This is a genomic window from Staphylococcus sp. FSL W8-0305 (assembly GCF_037966415.1).
In the GTDB taxonomy this organism is placed as follows: domain Bacteria; phylum Bacillota; class Bacilli; order Staphylococcales; family Staphylococcaceae; genus Staphylococcus; species Staphylococcus aureus.
In genome coordinates this window covers 452011-468717 of record NZ_CP150198.1, presented here as the reverse complement: position 1 = coordinate 468717, position 16707 = coordinate 452011, and the positions used below count along the sequence as shown (strand labels likewise).

22 protein-coding genes and 1 riboswitch are annotated in these 16707 nt (G+C 30.8%); of the genes, 3 read left to right on the top strand and 19 right to left on the bottom strand.

Translation table 11 applies throughout. The annotated features are described in order from the left end of the window. Positions 1-377: 377 nt before the first annotated feature. Together efp and NST10_RS02495 are read right to left on the bottom strand one after the other, a co-directional pair. Positions 378-935, bottom strand: a complete 558-nt coding sequence (gene efp, locus NST10_RS02500) for an elongation factor P (RefSeq protein WP_000626504.1) — start codon at positions 933-935, stop codon at positions 378-380. Between the two features lie 25 nt (positions 936-960). After that, positions 961-2022 carry an aminopeptidase P family protein gene (locus NST10_RS02495; protein ID WP_000087104.1) on the bottom strand — a complete coding sequence of 354 codons (1062 nt, stop codon included), beginning with the start codon at positions 2020-2022 and terminating at the stop codon, positions 961-963. Between the two features lie 104 nt (positions 2023-2126). Here NST10_RS02495 and NST10_RS02490 point away from each other — a divergent pair, with 104 nt between their 5' ends. Next, positions 2127-2708 carry a hypothetical protein gene (locus NST10_RS02490; protein ID WP_000737686.1) on the top strand — a complete coding sequence of 194 codons (582 nt, stop codon included), beginning with the start codon at positions 2127-2129 and terminating at the stop codon, positions 2706-2708. 13 nt (positions 2709-2721) lie between these two features. Beyond that, positions 2722-2940, top strand: a complete 219-nt coding sequence (locus NST10_RS02485) for an SA1362 family protein (protein ID WP_001244301.1) — start codon at positions 2722-2724, stop codon at positions 2938-2940. A 63-nt stretch (positions 2941-3003) separates the two neighbouring features. Here the strand turns inward: NST10_RS02485 and NST10_RS02480 are convergent, their stop codons facing one another. Further along, positions 3004-3834 carry a biotin/lipoate A/B protein ligase family protein gene (locus tag NST10_RS02480; RefSeq protein ID WP_000141110.1) on the bottom strand — a complete coding sequence of 277 codons (831 nt, stop codon included), beginning with the start codon at positions 3832-3834 and terminating at the stop codon, positions 3004-3006. Between the two features lie 157 nt (positions 3835-3991). On the opposite strand from NST10_RS02480, the gene NST10_RS02475 reads away from it, so the two are divergent. Then, the gene (locus NST10_RS02475; protein WP_001276571.1) at positions 3992-4378 is read left to right on the top strand and encodes a rhodanese-like domain-containing protein; all 387 of its coding nucleotides are present in this window, start codon (positions 3992-3994) and stop codon (positions 4376-4378) included. A gap of 384 nt (positions 4379-4762) precedes the next feature. Here NST10_RS02475 and gcvPB read toward each other — a convergent pair whose 3' ends face one another. From gcvPB to NST10_RS02395, 16 genes are all read right to left on the bottom strand, one after another. Next, positions 4763-6235 (bottom strand): aminomethyl-transferring glycine dehydrogenase subunit GcvPB, encoded by a 1473-nt coding sequence (gene gcvPB / locus NST10_RS02470; RefSeq protein WP_000202178.1) that lies wholly within the window; start codon positions 6233-6235, stop codon positions 4763-4765. Then, a complete protein-coding gene (gene gcvPA / locus NST10_RS02465) occupies positions 6228-7574 on the bottom strand; it encodes an aminomethyl-transferring glycine dehydrogenase subunit GcvPA (RefSeq protein WP_303661271.1) in 1347 nt (448 codons plus the stop codon). Before gcvPA ends, gcvPB begins: the two co-directional genes overlap by 8 nt. Before the next feature lie 19 nt (positions 7575-7593). Then, on the bottom strand, positions 7594-8685 hold the full coding sequence (gene gcvT, locus NST10_RS02460) for a glycine cleavage system aminomethyltransferase GcvT (protein WP_000093347.1): 1092 nt from the start codon (positions 8683-8685) through the stop codon (positions 7594-7596). A gap of 74 nt (positions 8686-8759) precedes the next feature. Next, positions 8760-8857, bottom strand: a riboswitch (glycine riboswitch). Further along, positions 8844-9368 carry a shikimate kinase gene (locus NST10_RS02455; RefSeq protein WP_001015125.1) on the bottom strand — a complete coding sequence of 175 codons (525 nt, stop codon included), beginning with the start codon at positions 9366-9368 and terminating at the stop codon, positions 8844-8846. It overlaps the preceding riboswitch by 14 nt. Beyond that, the gene (locus NST10_RS02450; RefSeq protein ID WP_001789879.1) at positions 9358-9504 is read right to left on the bottom strand and encodes a hypothetical protein; all 147 of its coding nucleotides are present in this window, start codon (positions 9502-9504) and stop codon (positions 9358-9360) included. Before NST10_RS02450 ends, NST10_RS02455 begins: the two co-directional genes overlap by 11 nt. A 96-nt stretch (positions 9505-9600) precedes the next feature. Then, positions 9601-10098: a competence type IV pilus minor pilin ComGF gene (locus NST10_RS02445; RefSeq protein WP_001794055.1), complete on the bottom strand. Its 498-nt coding sequence runs from the start codon at positions 10096-10098 to the stop codon at positions 9601-9603. Continuing rightward, entirely contained in the window at positions 10016-10315 is a 300-nt protein-coding gene (locus NST10_RS02440) for a hypothetical protein (protein WP_000844413.1), read from the bottom strand. Before NST10_RS02440 ends, NST10_RS02445 begins: the two co-directional genes overlap by 83 nt. After that, complete coding sequence (comGD, locus tag NST10_RS02435; RefSeq protein ID WP_339211021.1) at positions 10302-10748, bottom strand: competence type IV pilus minor pilin ComGD; 447 nt, start codon at positions 10746-10748, stop codon at positions 10302-10304. Before comGD ends, NST10_RS02440 begins: the two co-directional genes overlap by 14 nt. Beyond that, the gene (gene comGC / locus NST10_RS02430; RefSeq protein WP_000472257.1) at positions 10726-11037 is read right to left on the bottom strand and encodes a competence type IV pilus major pilin ComGC; all 312 of its coding nucleotides are present in this window, start codon (positions 11035-11037) and stop codon (positions 10726-10728) included. Before comGC ends, comGD begins: the two co-directional genes overlap by 23 nt. 13 nt (positions 11038-11050) lie before the next feature. After that, positions 11051-12121 (bottom strand): competence type IV pilus assembly protein ComGB, encoded by a 1071-nt coding sequence (comGB, locus tag NST10_RS02425; RefSeq protein ID WP_000776412.1) that lies wholly within the window; start codon positions 12119-12121, stop codon positions 11051-11053. Further along, positions 12093-13067: a competence type IV pilus ATPase ComGA gene (gene comGA / locus NST10_RS02420; protein ID WP_000697220.1), complete on the bottom strand. Its 975-nt coding sequence runs from the start codon at positions 13065-13067 to the stop codon at positions 12093-12095. Before comGA ends, comGB begins: the two co-directional genes overlap by 29 nt. A gap of 51 nt (positions 13068-13118) precedes the next feature. Then, entirely contained in the window at positions 13119-13742 is a 624-nt protein-coding gene (locus NST10_RS02415; protein WP_001223008.1) for an MBL fold metallo-hydrolase, read from the bottom strand. Beyond that, the gene (locus tag NST10_RS02410) at positions 13739-14068 is read right to left on the bottom strand and encodes an MTH1187 family thiamine-binding protein (RefSeq protein WP_001018871.1); all 330 of its coding nucleotides are present in this window, start codon (positions 14066-14068) and stop codon (positions 13739-13741) included. Before NST10_RS02410 ends, NST10_RS02415 begins: the two co-directional genes overlap by 4 nt. Continuing rightward, positions 14068-15054 (bottom strand): ROK family glucokinase, encoded by a 987-nt coding sequence (locus NST10_RS02405; RefSeq protein WP_000161314.1) that lies wholly within the window; start codon positions 15052-15054, stop codon positions 14068-14070. The genes NST10_RS02410 and NST10_RS02405 overlap by 1 nt, the downstream gene beginning before the upstream one ends. Next, positions 15051-15254 (bottom strand): YqgQ family protein, encoded by a 204-nt coding sequence (locus NST10_RS02400; RefSeq protein ID WP_000087561.1) that lies wholly within the window; start codon positions 15252-15254, stop codon positions 15051-15053. Before NST10_RS02400 ends, NST10_RS02405 begins: the two co-directional genes overlap by 4 nt. Continuing rightward, on the bottom strand, positions 15235-16698 hold the full coding sequence (locus NST10_RS02395) for a rhomboid family intramembrane serine protease (RefSeq protein ID WP_001017873.1): 1464 nt from the start codon (positions 16696-16698) through the stop codon (positions 15235-15237). Before NST10_RS02395 ends, NST10_RS02400 begins: the two co-directional genes overlap by 20 nt. Between the last annotated feature and the right edge of the window lie 9 nt (positions 16699-16707).

Below are 16707 nucleotides of genomic sequence, written 5' to 3'. Positions count from 1 at the left end.
GGTCTATCCCAAAGTTATAATAAAACCACATTTCAAATTAAAAACACTTGTGGATTTATTACTTAACATTGACTCATCTTAACTCTTGATTAAAAATTTTATGCATTCAGTTAAACATATCAATGTTATTTTTATTAGCTATTATTTCTTATCCTCAACAATATGATATGTAGATATATACCCTTACTCATGTCTATGTTTTTTTACTACCAATTAGACGATTCGTTTTATATTTTAAAATTTATTTTAAAAATAAAAAGCCTCATATCAGCATATAACCTATAATCATTTTAGGCAATAGCTTTATGAGACTTATTTGGAATATCTTACGTTAAATCAGTATAGTGAATACAAGCTATTTGTTAACAAATTAGAGATTATCCTCTTGAAATGTAGCTTCCATCACCAGTGTTGATAATTAAAACGTCACCTTCGTTTACAAATAAAGGTACATTTAATGTATAACCTGTTTCAACAGTTGCCGATTTAGTAGCACCGGTTGCAGTATCACCTTTAATACCAGGTTCTGTTTCAGTTACTGTTAATTCAACAGTTTTAGGTAATTCAACACCGATAGTTTCACCTTCGTATGTTTGAATTTGTACTTCCATACCTTCTTTTAAGTAATTCAATTCTTCTTTTAAGTAATCACTTGAAAGTTCTGTTTGTTCAAAGCTTTCATTATCCATAAATACATGATTATCTCCGTCAGCATATAAATATTGCATGCGACGATTTTCAATCATTGCTGGTTCAACTTTTTCACCAGCTCTAAACGTTTTCTCTTGAATTGCACCAGTTCTTAAATTACGTAATTTTGAACGAACGAATGCTGAACCTTTACCAGGCTTTACATGTTGGAAGTCTATAACTTTCCAAATAGCGTTATCAACAGAAATTGTTAAACCTGTTTTAAAATCATTAACCGAAATCATTCAGTTTCCTCCTCATTTTACACGCTTATGTTAAAACTATAAGGTCTTTTGTGCATTTAGTAAAGACTTGACAACCATTTTCTGTAATTAAAATATCATCTTCTATTCTTATACCGCCCAAACCTTCTATATAAACACCAGGTTCTACTGTAACACAGTTGTTAACTTGAAGTTTATCTTGTATCGTACGAGCCAGCATTGGCCCTTCATGGATTTCTAAACCAATACCATGTCCTAGTGAATGTCCAAATTCTTTTCCATACCCTTTTGACTCTAAATAGTTTCTTGAAATGGCATCAGCTTCTGCACCAGTCATGCCAGGTCTAATCTCATTAATTGCTTTCATTTGAGATTCAAGTACTATTTGATATATTTCTTTCAGTTTAGGATCTGGTTCTCCAATAGCAAATGTTCTAGTAATATCTGAACAATATCCATTGAAATAAGCACCAAAATCCAATGTTATCATGTCGCCTTTTTCAATAATTTTGTCACTTGCAACACCATGTGGTAATGCACCTCTATGACCAGATGCTACAATCGTATCGAATGATGGTCCATCTGCTCCTAATTCTAGCATTTTACTTTCTAATATTGCCTTTAATTCTTTTTCAGTCATACCAGCTTTTGCAACCGTTAGTATGTATTCATATGTTTCATCAACGATATCTGCTGCTTTTTGAATCAATGCAATTTCGTCAGCATCTTTTACGTCTCTAATTTTATCTACAGTATTAGAAATGCTTATTAATGATATACGGCTTTTATTTAATTCAAGGTATGTATCATAACTCACATGGTGCCCCTCAAAGCCTACATTTTCAAAATTCTCTTGGTGTAGCAATTCTTTAATCTCACCAATGATAGTAGATTTACGATTAATAATTTCATAATTTGGCGCCTGCTTAGTTGCTTGATCAATATATCTAAAGTCTGTTATCAAATATTGTTTATCTTTAGATATGATAAGTGCTCCACTGGTACCAGTAAAACCTGATAAATATCTTCTATTGTAATCCGAAAGAATGATAATCGCATCTAAATGTTTTTGTTCTAAAATACGATGCACTTGTGTTATTCTGCTCATCTTATTACCTCCTAGTGAAACGTTTGTGCATTTCAACTTTATACATTAAAATAATATCATAATAAGGATAAAAAATAATAGATATTGATTTTAGGGAGATAGTAATGAAAAAATTGGTTTCAATTGTTGGCGCAACATTATTGTTAGCTGGATGTGGATCACAAAATTTAGCACCATTAGAAGAAAAAACAACAGATTTAAGAGAAGATAATCATCAACTCAAACTAGATATTCAAGAACTTAATCAACAAATTAGTGATTCTAAATCTAAAATTAAAGGGCTTGAAAAGGATAAAGAAAATAGTAAAAAAACTGCATCTAATAATACGAAAATTAAATTGATGAATGTTACATCAACATACTACGACAAAGTTGCTAAAGCTTTGAAATCCTATAACGATATTGAAAAGGATGTAAGTAAAAACAAAGGCGATAAGAATGTTCAATCGAAATTAAATCAAATTTCTAATGATATTCAAAGTGCTCACACTTCATACAAAGATGCTATCGATGGTTTATCACTTAGTGATGATGATAAAAAAACGTCTAAAAATATCGATAAATTAAACTCTGATTTGAATCATGCATTTGATGATATTAAAAATGGCTATCAAAATAAAGATAAAAAACAACTTACAAAAGGACAACAAGCGTTGTCAAAATTAAACTTAAATGCAAAATCATGATAGGAGTCTTTTAATGCGTAATATAATATTTTACCTTGTACTTATAATTGCTGCGATTGGATTAGTAATGAATCTAGATGCCTTTATTTTTTCAATCGTCAGAATGTTAGTAAGCTTTGCTGTAATAGCTGGTATTATTTATCTGATTTATTATTTCTTCATCTTAACTGAAGACCAACGCAAATATCGCAAAGCAATGCGTAAGTATAAAAGAAATCAAAGAAGAAAATAGATAAAAAAATGGAAGCACTTGTAGTTAAAATAGTCTACGTGCTTCCATTTTTTATTCTAAAAACTACTTTCTAAACATCCATTCATCTGAACGATATTTTTCAGTTAATTCTTCCACTTCTGCCAATTGAACTTCTGTTAATTCAAGTGGCTTTAATTCTATATTTAAACCTTTCTTAAAACCTTTCTCGAAAGCTTCTTCCATTTGACTAATAGTAATGTGTTCATCTGAAATATCATTGATGGCAACTGCTTTTTCAACGAATGCCTCTTTCATTTTTAATTTTAATCTTTCATTTTTATAAATAAACATATCAAACAATTCGTCAATATCAATATCTTGTAAAATCGAACCGTGTTGGAGGATTACGCCCTTTTGTCTCGTTTGAGCACTCCCAGCAATCTTACGGCCTTCAACAACTAGCTCATACCAACTTGGTGCATCAAAACACACTGAACTTCGAGGTTGTTTTAATTTTTGACGCTCTTCAGGCGTTTTAGGTACCGCAAAATAAGTATCAAATCCTAAGTTTTTAAATCCTTCTAATAATCCTTGTGAAATCACTCTGTACGCTTCTGTAACAGTAGAAGGCATATTGGGATGCGATTCAGGCACTATCACACTGTAAGTTAGCTCTTTATCATGAAGCACCCCACGGCCACCAGTTTGACGCCTTACGAGACCAAAACCTTTCTCTTTAACCTTATCAATATCAATTTCTTTTTGTAGCCTTTGGAAATAACCTATTGATAATGTTGCAGGATTCCATGTGTAAAAACGTATAACCGGATCAATTTCACCTCTAGAGACAAAATTTAATAACGCTTCATCCATTGCCATATTATAATATGGGTCTTTACTTCCTGTATTAATAAAATTCCAAGTTTCAGTCATATTCAAGAACTCCTATCAGCAAAATGTATAATATTTGATTCGCTAATTAATCAATTTAACTAAATGAATAATAATTGCAATTCTTTAGTGAAATATTTTGATAATTTGACCTAACAGTCTTATAATTATATTATCGTTTAATTAGGGAGGATGCAAGATGAGTGCTAGTTTGTACATCGCAATAATTTTAGTTATAGCAATTATTGCTTATATGATTGTTCAACAAATTCTTAACAAGCGAGCTGTTAAAGAATTAGATCAAAATGAATTCCATAATGGGATTAGAAAAGCTCAAGTCATCGATGTTAGAGAGAAAGTTGACTATGACTACGGTCACATTAATGGGTCTCGCAATATTCCTATGACAATGTTCAGGCAACGATTCCAAGGATTAAGAAAAGACCAACCGGTATACTTATGTGATGCCAATGGGATTGCTAGCTATAGAGCCGCTCGTATTTTGAAAAAGAATGGATATACAGATATCTATATGTTAAAAGGCGGCTATAAAAAATGGACTGGAAAAATAAAGTCTAAAAAATAGTTTTGTAAATTTAATATACGATTTAATAAAATCTGAGTGTTAATTGATCATCAATAACAATACTCAGATTTTAATTTTTTAACAAAGGATTTTAATTTTTTAACAAAGACTGTTACTATATTTCTCTAGCTTCACAGATCATTAAATTTAGTTTCTGCATAATAAAGAGAGTTCAACTCATTTTCAATACGATTCAATTACCTCAATCTAAAAAGTGAAAAGACAATTTCTATGAAAGAATAATACCAAACCCTAAGAGTTATTACTTCGGTTTAGTTTTCTTTTTCAAATAGAAATTGTCTTTTTTAATTGATTTTAAAACCATTATCCTTAAATCTTCATACAAAGTTAGAATAATAATTCTCGGAATATGTGTTTAACACCTTATTTTTCCTGTTTAAGATTTTCAAACTTTAATATTGGTTTACGAGCAGCTGTAGCTTCGTCTAATCGATCAATCACAGTTGTATATGGTGCTTCTAACACTTTATCAGGATCATTTTTAGCTTCTTCAGCAATACTAATTAATGTATCGATAAAATAATCAAGTGTTTCTTTAGACTCTGTCTCAGTCGGTTCAATCATCATACCTTCTTCAACATTTAATGGGAAGTAGATTGTTGGTGGATGTACACCGAAATCTAATAATCGCTTAGCCATGTCTAAAGTACGTACACCAAATTCTTTTTGACGAACACCACTTAACACAAACTCGTGTTTACAATATTGTTTATAAGGTATTTCAAAGTGTTCAGATAAACGTGCTTTAATATAATTCGCATTAAGAACCGCTGCTTCGGAAACCTCTTTAAGGCCAGTTGCTCCCATAGTTCGAATATACGTATAAGCTCTTAAGTAAATACCAAAGTTACCATAAAATGGTTTTACACGTCCGATAGAATTTTTAATGTCATTATCATATTTAAATTTGTCGCCATCTTTAATAACCATTGGCTTTGGTAAGTAACTTGCTAGTTCTTTTACTACACCGACTGGACCTGAACCAGGACCGCCGCCACCATGTGGACCAGTAAATGTTTTATGCAAGTTTAAATGAACAGCATCAAATCCCATATCTCCTGGGCGAACTTTGTCCATAATAGCGTTTAAATTCGCACCATCATAATATAATAGACCACCAGCATTATGGACGATTTCACGGATTTCCATAATATTTTTTTCGAAAATACCTAAAGTGTTTGGATTAGTTAACATAATAGCTGCTGTATTTTCATTTACAACACGTTTCAAGTCATCAATATCAACTTCGCCACGTTCGTTTGATTTTACAGTAACTGATTTAAATCCTGCAAATGAAGCTGAGGCTGGATTCGTACCATGCGCAGAATCTGGCACAATGACTTCATCACGATGACCTTCACCATTATTCTCATGATAAGCTTTAAATATCATCAATGCAGTCCATTCACCATGTGCACCAGCAGCTGGTTGTAATGTTACCTCATCCATACCAGTAATTTCTTTTAATTCTTCTTGTAAACTATAAATAATTTCTAATGAACCTTGAACTTGGTCTTCATCTTGTAATGGATGTGATTCACTGAATCCTGGTATTCTAGCAACCTTTTCATTAATTTTAGGGTTATACTTCATCGTACATGAACCTAATGGATAAAATCCGTTATCTACACCGAAATTTTTATTTGAAAGTTCAGTATAATGACGTACTAAGTCTAGTTCAGCAACTTCAGGAAACTCCGCTTTGTTTTTACGAATAAATTTATCATCTAACAATGACTCAACAGAATTTGTTTTAATATCACTTATTGGTAATGAATATGCATATCTGCCTTCACGAGATCTTTCAAAAATTAATGGACTTGATTTACTAGTCATTTAACTCACCAGCCTTTTCTACAAATGTATCGATTTCATCTTTTGTTCTTAATTCAGTTACAGCTATTAACATGTGATTTTTAAAGTCGTCTGAAACAACACCTAAATCAAAACCACCGATAATATTGTACTTCACTAATTCCTCGTTAACTTGTTGAATTGGTTTGTCAAATTTGACTACAAACTCATTGAAAGATGTACCATCTAATACTTCAAAACCTTTTTTAATAAATTGTTGTTTAGCATAGTTAGCATGTTCTATATTTTGAACTGCAATATCATAGATACCTTGTTTACCAAGTGCTGACATTGCAATTGATGACGCTAGGGCATTTAATGCTTGGTTAGAACAAATATTAGATGTCGCTTTATCGCGTCGAATATGTTGTTCACGTGCTTGTAATGTTAATACAAAGCCACGATTACCTTCATCATCTTGTGTTTGACCGACTAATCTACCTGGTACTTTACGCATTAACTTTTTCGTCGTTGCAAAATATCCACAATGTGGCCCACCGAATTGAGCAGGAATTCCAAATGGCTGAGTATCACCTACAACAATATCTGCACCAAATGAACCTGGAGGTGTAAGTAATCCCAATGCTAATGGATTTGCATATACGATAAATAATGCTTTTTTATCTTCAATAAAGCTATGAATCTTTTCAAGATCTTCAATTGAACCATAGAAGTTTGGATATTGAACTGCAACAGCTGCTGTATCATCATCCACTGCTGCTTCTAATTTTTTCAAATCTGTAACAGTGCCATCTAAATCGATTTCCACTACTTCGAATTCCTTACGCGTCTTAGCATAAGTATGAAGTACTTGTAATGCTTGATAATGCAAACCTTTTGAGACTACAATTTTATTTTTCTTTGTTTGACTAAATGCTAAAATACATGCTTCAGCAAAGCTAGTCATCCCATCATACATAGAAGAATTTGCTACATCCATATCTGTTAATTCACAAATTAAAGTTTGGAACTCAAAAATGGCTTGTAATTCACCTTGAGAAATTTCCGGTTGATATGGCGTATATGCTGTGTAAAATTCTGATCTTGAAATCATAGCATCCACAACTGATGGCGCGTAATGATCATAAACACCAGCACCCAAAAATGATGTATGCGTTTCTTTAGTGATATTCTTGCTTGCAATGCGATTTAATCTTCTAAGTAACGTTGTTTCCGCTTCGCTTTCAGCAATATTTAAATCTCTATTTAATAAAATGCCACTTGGTACATCACCGAATAATTCTCCTATAGATTTTGCACCAATTGTTTGTAACATTTCTTGCTTGTCTTTTTCAGTTAAAGGTATATAACGATGACTCACAATGCACACCCCTTTTTAATTATTTATCAATTTGATTTTTCTTAACAATTTTCGCTTTTAATTGACGCTTACGAACTTGAACAAGCAACTCTCTACCCATTTCAAACTCATCTCTTTTTATCATTGCAAGTGCAATTGATTTTCCTGATGATGGAGACTGTGTTCCTGAAGTTACTTCTCCAATAATATTTCCATCTAAATCCATAACTTCATAACCAGTTCTTGCAATTCCTTTTTCAAGTAATTCTAATCCCACTGTTCTTCTTGGTGCACCATTTTCCTTTTGATCTTTTAATACAGATTTACCAATAAAATCAGCATCAATTAATGGTTTACTTGCAAAAGCGATACCACCTTCATATGGTGTAATTGATTCAGTTAAATCTTGTCCATGTAATGGCAATCCAGCCTCTAATCTTAATGTATCACGAGCGCCTAACCCACATGGCATAACATTATACTCTAATAAACCATCCCAAATTTTTTCAGTATCATCGATATTACAATAAATTTCAAACCCATCTTCACCTGTGTAACCTGACTGAGATAAAATGACGATCGCTCCAAATAATTTGACACCCTGTTTAAATTCAAACATTTTCATTTCAGTTACATCTTCATCAACTAATTGATTAATTAAATCTCTAGCTTTTGGTCCTTGTATTGCTAATTGACCATATTGGTTTGATACATTTTGTACTTCAACATCAAATTTCTCTTTGTGTTTTAAAATCCAATTAAAATCTTTTTCAGTATTAGCAGCATTAACAACTAATAAATAATTGTCGTCAGCTAATTTATATATTACTAAATCATCAATAATACCGCCTTCTTCATTACATAAAGCAGTATATAATGCTTTTGAAGTAGTTAAATTATCAGTATCATTTGATAATAAATATTGCACAAACTGACTAGCATCTTTACCTGTCACTTCAATTTCACCCATATGACTAACATCAAACAGGCCAATTTCGTATCGAACAGCATTATGCTCCTCTTTAATACTTGAAAATTGAACAGGCATCGCCCATCCTCCGAATTCCACAATTTTTGCACCTCTATCAACATAATTTTGATATAAAGGTGTTTGTTTTAAATCACTTGACATTGAAATACCCCCTTAAAATTATAAAAACAGGATAGCAATCGCTACCCTGTTTATAAATCACCAATTCAGGAACGCGTTACAGTATTATCCTTTTGCCTGAGAGTTTCGTAATAAATTACTTGCACCTTCGGCGATAGAGTCTTAACGCTCTATTCTCTCTAATACTGATCACTCGCTTTTATTAAATTTAGCAATTCATAATATATTTCTGAAATTGATAGCAAATGACTATCAAATTTCTTGAATGCGATTTCATTATATCTTAAAATCCGCGAGCAATACAAGTCATTTAACTGCTTGATTGTCTTATTATTTGCATTAGGTCGATGTGGGTCATCATTGATTCGACTATATATAATATCAATATTACAATCTAACCAAATAATGTTTTTTTGATTTTTCAAAAAATTAAATACCTCTTCACTTTCAATAATACCACCACCAGTAGCAATTATATCTGCAGTGTTAATACATTCTTGCAAACATGTGAACTCTAAATTCCTGAAATATTGTTCACCATGTTTACTAAATATTTCTGGTATTGTTAACTTATACTTTTCTTCGATATATGAATCTATATCAATAAATGATAAATTTTGCTCATCTGCAACGTATTTACCAATCGTAGATTTACCGGTACCCATGAAACCAATTAAAATTATTGGTGATTTATCATGATTCATGCGTTTTCCCTTCTTTCAATAACAAAACAATCTTATAGTTATAGTCAGTTTCAATATTATATAATGTCTTTAATTTTAAACTATATTGACTGATATAAAAAGTGAAAATGGAAAAATAAATTGCTGTTAGCATCAATAAGAACGGCGTAACATATCCTTTTTCTTTATATAAATCAAAATTAATAAATTATTTCACGTCCTTTTTAATAGTACTCATTTAAATTCTAGTAAGTTATACATAAATTGTTTTAGTCTGCAGATTTGTACCGACTTTAACTGTTATCGTTATTTTAATAATAGATTTATAGTAGATATTTGCAGTAAATGCTGTAACATTATTAATCATTGTTATATTTCCTCTGTCATTTACAACTTTAATAATTTTATTATTTATTAATTTGTATTCGATCATTTCTTCACCTTTATGTAAAATGATACGCTGTTGCCTAATTTCAATATCGTTTCTATCTACACCTTTAAAATCCTCTAGAATATCTCTTGAGAAAAATTCGAAATCTACAGTTGTTAATTCCCTACTTTCAATTAGAAAAGTTTTGTTAAGTCTAATTAAGTCTGGAACAATTAGTAAAGTTATACTTATAACCATCATCGCTACTAACATTTCAATTAGCGAAAAAGCTTTGACATTAATACTGTATACATGTCTTTTGATAAGAAGTGGTATTTTTTGAAATAGCACAAATTTGTTGGTCACTTTGCTTAATATCATATTTCCCTATAGTTACCCCCTTCTTAAGTTCTTCTTTATTAATTTTAGATACAGTCGTCAAAATTACTTTAGAAGCATCAATTGTTTGTAGTTTATGGTTTATACTCGCTTGCATTTGATTCATCATTGGTATCAATAGTAATGTAATCAATCCAATAAGCAAAAATCCAGCCATACTATCTATTAAGAATGATCCTTTACACTTATAGCTTTTCATAACGAATTCTTCCTTTTTCAATATGGAATATTATTCTATAAATTGAATTGTTATTATCAATTGTTATGCTACCAAATTTATTGATATTCCCTTTTTTATCAAAGGCAATAATATTAACTTTTGCAACATTAATTATTTTGCCTACTTTTAGTTTTAGAAATCGTATTTTATTATTCTCTATTACTTTAATAGTGTCACTGTTTTCATAAAATCTAACATTGATATATCCTTGATTTGCTATAGCTTGCGACTTAATATAATTCAATTCAGTAATAAGAGAAATGATATTTGCCTCATCATCTATTACTCTAAGATTGCTTAATCCTTTAGATGTCAATGTCAAAAGTAAAAATATACTGATTAACATCATTACCACAAGCATCTCAATCATAGTAAATGCTGACTGTTTTCTAATTTGCAACTGCTTCTCCATTACTAATTGTTATTGTCTCTCCTGATTTACATGTCTTTTGCTCTTCTTTTATAAAACCATCTGCAATTAAGTCTTCAATAGACGATGGATTTCTATTATGTTTCAATGCATACGCTTCAATTTGACTATTAACCATTTTTACCTGTGCATTACAACCTGTTGATTGTATGTGAGCAGTTTGTTTAGCAATATTTGGAATGATTAAAATTAATAATAAACTGATGATTAATAACACTAATAGCATCTCTATCAATGTAAACGCTTGAGTTTTCTTAAGAAATTTAAACATATATTAACCTCCATTATTTTATACTTTGCATCATTTGAAACATCGGTAACATAATTACTAAATAAATTGCGACAATAAATAAACCTAAAATCAAAAATAAAATAGGCTGTAAAAACTGAGTCTGTTTTATCGCTTTATCTTCTATTTGTTTTACTAATATTTGCGAATATAACTTTAGTTCTACTTCTAGCTTCCCTCTCTTTTCACCTTGTAGCACAAACTTAATTAATTGAGGCTTAAAGCATTTTAGTTTTTCTAAAATTTGAGGCAAACCATATCCCATTTCTGAATAAGTTAATAAGTATTTACCTAGAAACTGTCTAAATGGATCACTACTATGGTTAATATAAACGTCTACTATTGATTGAAGTGTAATACCATTTTTATAAAACAACACTAATTCATTAGTTACAAAATAAGTTTTAAATAATTGGAAATAGCCTGATATTAGCGGTAGTTTCATCACAAAGTTTATCTTATTGAGCATATTTAAATTGTTATAAATTAATTTCATAATAATAGCCAACATAGATACTATTATGAGCATTACTACAATTATAGTAGGTAAGCTGGTAATGAAAAAAGACAATGTTTTTTGAAAAGAAGATAGTTGAATATTCATAGAAGTATATAATTGTTGAAACTGTGGAATTACTGTGAGGTTTAATATAATAATCATAGCAATAAAAATAGAAACTAGTATTAAGGGGTATTGCAGTGTCTTTAACAATCGTTGTTCTGACTTTCTATTCACTTTCATATAATTTACGGTTTCTTCTAGAACGTCTATGATATTGCCAAATCTTTCTGCCAAATATACTTGCAGGACGATAGTATCGCTATAACCTATCAGTGATAATATCTTATTGCATGGTGCACCATTTGAAATTTCACTTAGAATGGTGGTACCTAATTGCTTATTTTTATATGTCATTTGAAGATTTAAAAATTGAAAACTTTGATACAGAGTGAAACCATATTTCAACAAATTACATAAATTTGAAAGTAAATCGATTTGTTGGGCCTTACTTAATTGTCGCTTCTTAGAATGTAGTTTAAATGTATTTATCCATTGTAGTTTCACAAATGACACCTGCTTTTGTCATATCATCAAGTTTATCTTCTAAGTTCTTAAATGATGATGGTAATGAATGATTATGGGAAAAGAAATATCGGAGTTGTTGCTGAGATAGAATTTCACATACTAATTGTCGCTGTTGCTTAATAGTAGTTACAAGTCGTTGGTTTATAATTAAGTTAGTTGCCTGTATCAATTCTTGTACAGAAATGCCCATTTCTAATAGCCTTAAAATAGCACCTTTACAATCAGTTGCATGCAATGTAGTCAGAACAAGGTGACCACTTAAACTAGCCTGTATAACACACTTGGCAACATCTTTATCTCTGATTTCACCTATTAAAATAACATCAGGATCACATCTTAAAATAGCTTTAAACGAATTTACATAGTTAATGCCAGCTTTATCATTCACATTAATTTGCACGATACCAGGAATTTGCATCTCTACAGGATCCTCTATAGAAATTACATTTAAATTCAAGGCTTTATTCGCGTATGAGACCATTTGATACATTAATGTACTCTTTCCTGAACCAGTTGGCCCACTAAACAATAGTAATCCTTGTTTCTTATTCATGAGGTGTTTAAAATCATTGAATTTATAAGTTGATTTCTGTTGTTGAAAAAATTGAGGTACAATTCTGATAACACAACTTTCTTGGCCAAGTGACAATGGTAAAGTTGATATTCTCAAAAAATATATTTTATTGAAATGGTAACTATATCGACCGCTCTGTGCGACTTGCTGTGTAGAAACATCAAGCCCAGCTTGAAACTTCATATAAACTAATAACTTTTGATAAATGCTATTCCCAATTTGTTCATACTGCTCCAAGTTATCATTAATTCTAAATTTAATACTTACTTCATTTTTAACTGGAATAAAATGTACATCACTCGCTTTCATTTCTATCGCTTTATTAATTATTTCTTGAAATAGAATCTTCAAAAAAACACCTCCTACATATAATCACGTAGGAGGTGTTTTTATTACTTCAATTTAACCGTGTAAAAATGGATTTAATTGTTCATCATCAACCGTCGTATATGGACCATGTCCAGGGAATAAAGGTAAATCGCCTTCTAATTCAAATATTTTATCTTGAATAGAATCAACTAGCGTTTCATAGTCACCTTTATATAAATCTGTACGTCCGATTCCATTATTAAATAATGTATCTCCAACAACTGCGAATTCATCAAACACATATGTTAAACTTCCTGGTGAATGTCCAGGTGTGTGTAACACATTAAACTTAAATCCTTCTATTTCTGTGCTACCTTCGTTTAACTTTTCAGGAGTTACCTTACTTGTAATAATTGGTAATCCATATTGCTTAAATTTATCTGCTCCATTTTTAACGGGATCTTTTAGAAAATCAAACTCTGCTTCATGCATATAAACCGGGACATCGAATCGATCAACTATATCATCGACTGCTCCGATATGATCAAAGTGTGCATGTGTTAATAAAATAGCTTTTAATGGTTTATTTATTTGGTTTAATTTTTTAATAATTTTTTCACTTTCACCTGAAGGGTCAATCAGAATAACAGCTTTGTCATTTTCGATGAAATACGTATTAGTATCAACTAAGCCTAAAGTTAAGCTTGAAATCCTCATAGGTTTTCACCACTATTTTCTAAATGTTTTTGTACTGATGTTAGTTTATCATTCATTTTTCTAGATTTGTCTCGTCGGTCATCAATACGGATATTTGTACAAACTCTACTTAAACCTTTATCAAAAGGTAATTCATGTATCACTTGCACAACTTCTAATACATCGCTTAATTCACCTTCAATTAGAGTATTCATTGGTGTTAATTGAAAATCAATTTTACCCATCGCTTTATATTCTTGAAGTTTTTTCTGAATATCTGCTATATATTTACTAACACTCGGACCTTCCGTTCCAACTGGAATAACAACCACATCAACAATAGCCATTATTTTACCCCCTCTTTATCTAATACATAGGTCTTGATTAATCCTGCTGCTCCTGTAATACCTGCATCATTACCTAATTTCGCTTGTACAATTTCAGTTTCAAATTGAGCAGGTGCAAATGTTAAATTATGATATTCTGTTTTAATATTTTCAATTAAAATAGGTCCTGCAGTAGACATTCCTCCACCTAGAACGATATATTTCGGATTACTTGTAACACTAATAATACTACATAAATATCCAATATAGTTTGCAACCTTTTCAGTTATGAAAATACAGAATTGGTCACCAGCTTTAGCCGCATCAAAAACAGCTTTTGCTGTAACCTTATTTTCTTTAATCAATTCTAATATAGAAGATCTAAACGTCAACTTCGGATAGTAGAAGTTGACTAAGTTAACAACGCCTGTCGCTGAAGCAACTGTTTCAATACATCCAGAACGACCACAATTACATTTAAATCGTTGATCGAAGTCTGCTCTAAAATGACCTATTTCTGCGCCAGAGCCATTATGACCATGTACGATTTCACCATTTGAAATAATTCCTCCACCTAGTCCTGTACCAAGTGTGATGGCAACAACATCATCGGCACCTTCACCAGCACCTTTGTGTTTCTCCCCTAAAGCAGCTATGTTAGCATCATTATCTACATACACTGGACAATCAACGAATTGTTCAAAAATCTCACGTACATTAACTTTTTCTGGCCAATATAAGTTTACTGCTCCATTTACTGTACCTTTTTCAAAGTCAACAGGACCTGGAACACCAATACCTACGCCAAGTACATTTGAAAAATTATAATTATTTTCATTTACTTTTTCAACAAACGAATCATAAATTCCTTTCAAAAGTGTATAACCTGTACTATCAGATGTATCAGTGTGAATAGACCATTTATGTAATTGTTCTAATTCAGGTGTGAAAATACCTAATTTACAAGTCGTCCCGCCTACATCAGCTGCTAAAATAATTTTTGTCATTTCTGTTCATTCCTTCTCTGATTAATTATCAACGTACATTTCAAATATTCTTCCTTAGATAACAGTTCATATTGATACAATGATGAAATCTCCTGTTGAATCATTTCGTACATATCTTCTGGATTTTTAAAATATATTAGAAATCCGTAACTTTTCAATAACTGTTGTACATCATAAAAGTTATTTATTTTTCGACTCATTTGATTTAGTCAACTCTTTTTCTAAGTTAATATAATCTGTATTTTTAGGGTCTGCATTTAATGCTTTACGCACATATTTTAATGCTTTTTCATCATCATTTAATGAACGATTTGCTATCGCTAACTCAAAATTTAATAAACCTGATTTAGGAAACATTCTAAGTCCTCGCTCCCATTCTGTCATACCTTCAGACTTAGAATTGATAGTAGCCATAATCATACCACTTAAATAATATGTTTGATCATCGGCATAATTTTTATTTATTGTCTGCTTCACAATATTTTGAGCATTATCATAATTACCACTAGTCATATCATCTTTGATCAATTTATTATAAATATTATCTTCTTTAATTGTAAAAATTCTAATTTGAAGTGCAATAAATATAACAAGCATACCGATTAGTAAAATCCAAAAAATATTACGATTCACTTTATAGTAATAGCCAATTAAAGTTATTAATAAACCACCAATGAAGCCTCCAATATGCGCCACAATATTTATATTTGACATAAACAGAGAAACACCAACTAATATCACTAATGCAATTAATAACTGTCCTAACATTTTTTTGTTAAATGTTTTTGAAACATACATCATCGCAAAAATTGATCCGATCAGACCGAATATAGCACCACTAGCCCCAACTGAAATTGTAGTCGTATTAAATGATAGTGATACAAAGTTTCCAAACAGCCCTGCAATAAAGTATACAGTTAACATCCTCCATGAACCAATAATTGCTTCGACTATTTTACCAAAAATAAATAATGAAAGCATATTCATAAGTATATGTTCAAAACTAAAATGTAAAAACATCGATGTAACAATTCGATACCACTCACCATGTACGACATTAAAATGCACTAACCCGCCAACATCTAATAATTTTACATCCGAAAAATTATTTAAATATAAAATCATACATAACCATATTAAGACATTTACAAATATTATTGTGTATGTTGCCGGTGAAAATTTCTGCATATATTTATCTAAAAAGTTATCGGTTAATACTTTGCGTTTATAGAACATATATGTCTTTTTATCATTATCTTCTGAAATAAGTCTAGCCAAAAATATATTCGGCATATGCTTTATCAAATCTTTTGTGTGTCTTATAACATTGAATTTAATTCTAATTGTCGAAACTTCATTTAATTGTTCTTCTGAAAATTCCGATTCTGTAAAATAATAAAATTCAAAACTTTGTGGTTCGAAAGAAATAAAATTTGCTATTTCATCTTTGTGTTCAAGCACTTTCGCTTTGTCAAAACGTATTTCTTGGGTAGACTTGATATGTTGTTTAAAAATGACTACTTGTTTTTTTCTTTTATGGGCTAACCAAATTTCTTGGTCATCTTTTTCCCTACTGACAATATCAAAATTCAAGTACCTAATCCAATAATATATTGTTTTCCAAAATTGTTTGTCTATGTTCATTTAGTCCTC

Bases quoted from the DNA above. Each gene is read 5' to 3' on its own strand.
- efp (WP_000626504.1), bottom strand. From the start codon at position 935: ATGATTTCGGTTAATGATTTTAAAACAGGTTTAACAATTTCTGTTGAT.
- NST10_RS02495 (WP_000087104.1), bottom strand. From the start codon at position 2,022: ATGAGCAGAATAACACAAGTGCATCGTATTTTAGAACAAAAACATTTA.
- NST10_RS02490 (WP_000737686.1), top strand. From the start codon at position 2,127: ATGAAAAAATTGGTTTCAATTGTTGGCGCAACATTATTGTTAGCTGGA.
- NST10_RS02485 (WP_001244301.1), top strand. From the start codon at position 2,722: ATGCGTAATATAATATTTTACCTTGTACTTATAATTGCTGCGATTGGA.
- NST10_RS02480 (WP_000141110.1), bottom strand. From the start codon at position 3,834: ATGACTGAAACTTGGAATTTTATTAATACAGGAAGTAAAGACCCATAT.
- NST10_RS02475 (WP_001276571.1), top strand. From the start codon at position 3,992: ATGAGTGCTAGTTTGTACATCGCAATAATTTTAGTTATAGCAATTATT.
- gcvPB (WP_000202178.1), bottom strand. From the start codon at position 6,235: ATGACTAGTAAATCAAGTCCATTAATTTTTGAAAGATCTCGTGAAGGC.
- gcvT (WP_000093347.1), bottom strand. From the start codon at position 8,685: ATGTCAAGTGATTTAAAACAAACACCTTTATATCAAAATTATGTTGAT.
- NST10_RS02455 (WP_001015125.1), bottom strand. From the start codon at position 9,368: ATGAATCATGATAAATCACCAATAATTTTAATTGGTTTCATGGGTACC.
- NST10_RS02445 (WP_001794055.1), bottom strand. From the start codon at position 10,098: ATGATATTAAGCAAAGTGACCAACAAATTTGTGCTATTTCAAAAAATA.
- NST10_RS02440 (WP_000844413.1), bottom strand. From the start codon at position 10,315: ATGAAAAGCTATAAGTGTAAAGGATCATTCTTAATAGATAGTATGGCT.
- comGD (WP_339211021.1), bottom strand. From the start codon at position 10,748: ATGGAGAAGCAGTTGCAAATTAGAAAACAGTCAGCATTTACTATGATT.
- comGC (WP_000472257.1), bottom strand. From the start codon at position 11,037: ATGTTTAAATTTCTTAAGAAAACTCAAGCGTTTACATTGATAGAGATG.
- NST10_RS02415 (WP_001223008.1), bottom strand. From the start codon at position 13,742: ATGAGGATTTCAAGCTTAACTTTAGGCTTAGTTGATACTAATACGTAT.
- NST10_RS02410 (WP_001018871.1), bottom strand. From the start codon at position 14,068: ATGGCTATTGTTGATGTGGTTGTTATTCCAGTTGGAACGGAAGGTCCG.
- NST10_RS02405 (WP_000161314.1), bottom strand. From the start codon at position 15,054: ATGACAAAAATTATTTTAGCAGCTGATGTAGGCGGGACGACTTGTAAA.
- NST10_RS02400 (WP_000087561.1), bottom strand. From the start codon at position 15,254: ATGAGTCGAAAAATAAATAACTTTTATGATGTACAACAGTTATTGAAA.
- NST10_RS02395 (WP_001017873.1), bottom strand. From the start codon at position 16,698: ATGAACATAGACAAACAATTTTGGAAAACAATATATTATTGGATTAGG.